At 71.1% G+C, this 2,048-nt stretch carries 3 protein-coding genes; all 3 read left to right on the forward strand.

Features of this window, described 5'->3' with window-relative positions; genetic code table 11:
• Positions 1-170 (forward strand): DUF4339 domain-containing protein (locus AB0J09_RS63265; protein ID WP_360713953.1); only part of this gene is annotated, 170 nt, incomplete at its 5' end.
• A 10-nt stretch (positions 171-180) separates the two neighbouring features.
• Positions 181-1,251 (forward strand): hypothetical protein, encoded by a 1,071-nt coding sequence (locus tag AB0J09_RS63270; protein ID WP_360713949.1) that lies wholly within the window; start codon positions 181-183, stop codon positions 1,249-1,251.
• A 9-nt stretch (positions 1,252-1,260) separates the two neighbouring features.
• On the forward strand, positions 1,261-2,048 hold a 788-nt coding region (locus AB0J09_RS63275), incomplete at its 3' end, for a lysylphosphatidylglycerol synthase domain-containing protein (protein ID WP_360713951.1).

The raw sequence follows: 2,048 nt of genomic DNA on the forward strand, positions 1-2,048 counted from the left end.
TGAACGGCGAGCGGCGCGGCCCGTTCGACGAGGCGGAGCTGCCGGCCGCCGGGCTCACCCCGGACGCGCTGGTGTGGAAGTCCGGAATGCCGCAGTGGGCGCCCGCCCGCGACGTCCCGGAGCTACAGGCACTCCTGCGCGACACGCCACCGCCCTTCCCGCCCGCCTGAAGGACCTCACGTGACCTCCCCCACCCACGCCCCCGCCCATCCGTGCGCCGGGTGCGGCGCGAGCGTGGCGTTCGCCCCCGGCACCACCGCCATGCGCTGCCCGTACTGCGGCCTCGAGCAGCAGATCGCCCCGCCCACCCGCCAGGTGCGCGAGTTCTCCTACGAGGCGTTCCTGGCCAAACCTCGCGTCCAGACCCTCGCCCCGCACCAGTTCACCTGCCCGGGCTGCGCCGCCCGCACGGAGAGCGACGCGATCTCCAAGACGTGCCAGTTCTGCGGCACGGTCCTGGTCGCCGACATCGCGAACGACAGCCAGATCGCCCCCGAAGCCGTGCTCCCCTTCGCGCTCAATCGCGACGGCGCCAGGAGCGCGCTCCGCTCCTGGGTGCGGACCCGCTGGTTCGCCCCCAACCACCTCAAGAAGGTCACCGAGGCGGAGTCGATGAAGAGCACGTACCTGCCGCACTGGACGTTCGACGCGGGCACGGCCTCCGACTACGTGGGCCAGCGCGGCGAGCACTACTGGGTCACCACCTCGTACACCGACGGCAGCGGCCAGAGACGCACCCGCAGGGAGAGGCGGACCCGCTGGTACCCGGCCGCCGGCCGGGTGGCGCGTGACTTCGACGACGTCCTGGTCCCCGCCACCACCCAGGTGGAGGACCTGGACAAGCTCCAGCCCTGGCCGCTGAAGCAGGCGGTGCCGTTCCACCCGGACTACGTGGCCGGGCACCACAGCCTGCGCTACGACACCGAGCCGCCGGTCGGCCTGGAGCAGGCCAAGCTCGTCATGCGCGACGTCATCCACGGCGACTGCCGCAGGCACATCGGCGGCGACGTGCAGCGCGTCTTCTCTGTCGACACGCACTACTCGAACGTCATGTTCAAGCTGGTCCTGCTGCCGGTCTGGGCCGGAAACTATCTGTTCGGCGGCAGGACGTATCAGGTGCTGATCAACGGCGCGAACGGTGAGGTCCAGGGCGACCGGCCGTACAGCGCGGCCAAGATCACGCTTACGGTTCTCGCCGCTCTGGCGGTGATCGGCGTGGTCGTCTGGCTTTACCTGGCGAACCGCGCGTAGCCTGAGCGAATGCTCCGTCGCCTGCTGCGCGTCGTCCTTGCCCTGGTCGCAATCGGTTTTCTGGGGTACGGGCTGGCGAGGAACTGGGACGAGACCACCGGCGCCGTCGCCGCGATGTCGCCGTGGGCGGTGCTGGGGGCGTTCGCCGCGGTGCTGCTCGGCCAGTTCCTCATGCTGGTGGCCTGGCGGGAGATCCTGGCGGGGCTCGGCACGCGGGTGCCGCTGCGGATCGCCGCCCGGATCATGTTCGTGGGCCAGCTAGGGAAGTACATTCCTGGCGGCGTCTGGGCGTACGCGGCGATGATGGACCTCGGGCGCGACCACGGCAGCCCGCCTCGGCGCACGTTCGCGACGGTCTCGCTGGGGCTGGTGATCAACCTCGGTGTCGGCATCTCGATCGCCGCCGCGACGCTGGGTTCCCAGGAGGCGGTCCGCAAGGCCTGGTATCTCGTGCTGCTGGTGCCGGTGATCATCGTCTGCCTGCATCCCAAGGTGCTCACCTGGGGCCTCAACCTGGCGCTGCGCATCGCGCGCAAGGAGCCGCTGGACAGCGTGCTGCCCGGCCGTACCGTGGTCATCGCGGTGGCGTGGACCGCGCTCGGGTGGTTCGTGTACGGGCTGCACATCTGGCTGCTCTCCGGCCGCCCCGACCTCTACATCGTCGCGACCGGCGCGTATGCGTTCGCGTGGGCCACCGGCATCCTCACCGTCGTGGTCCCGGCCGGGGTCGGGGTCAGGGAGGGCGCGCTGGTGCTCGTGCTCGGGCCCGTCATCGGCGCCCCGGCGGCGCTGGCGGT

The organism is Nonomuraea sp. NPDC049784, assembly GCF_040659615.1.
In the GTDB taxonomy this organism is placed as follows: domain Bacteria; phylum Actinomycetota; class Actinomycetes; order Streptosporangiales; family Streptosporangiaceae; genus Nonomuraea.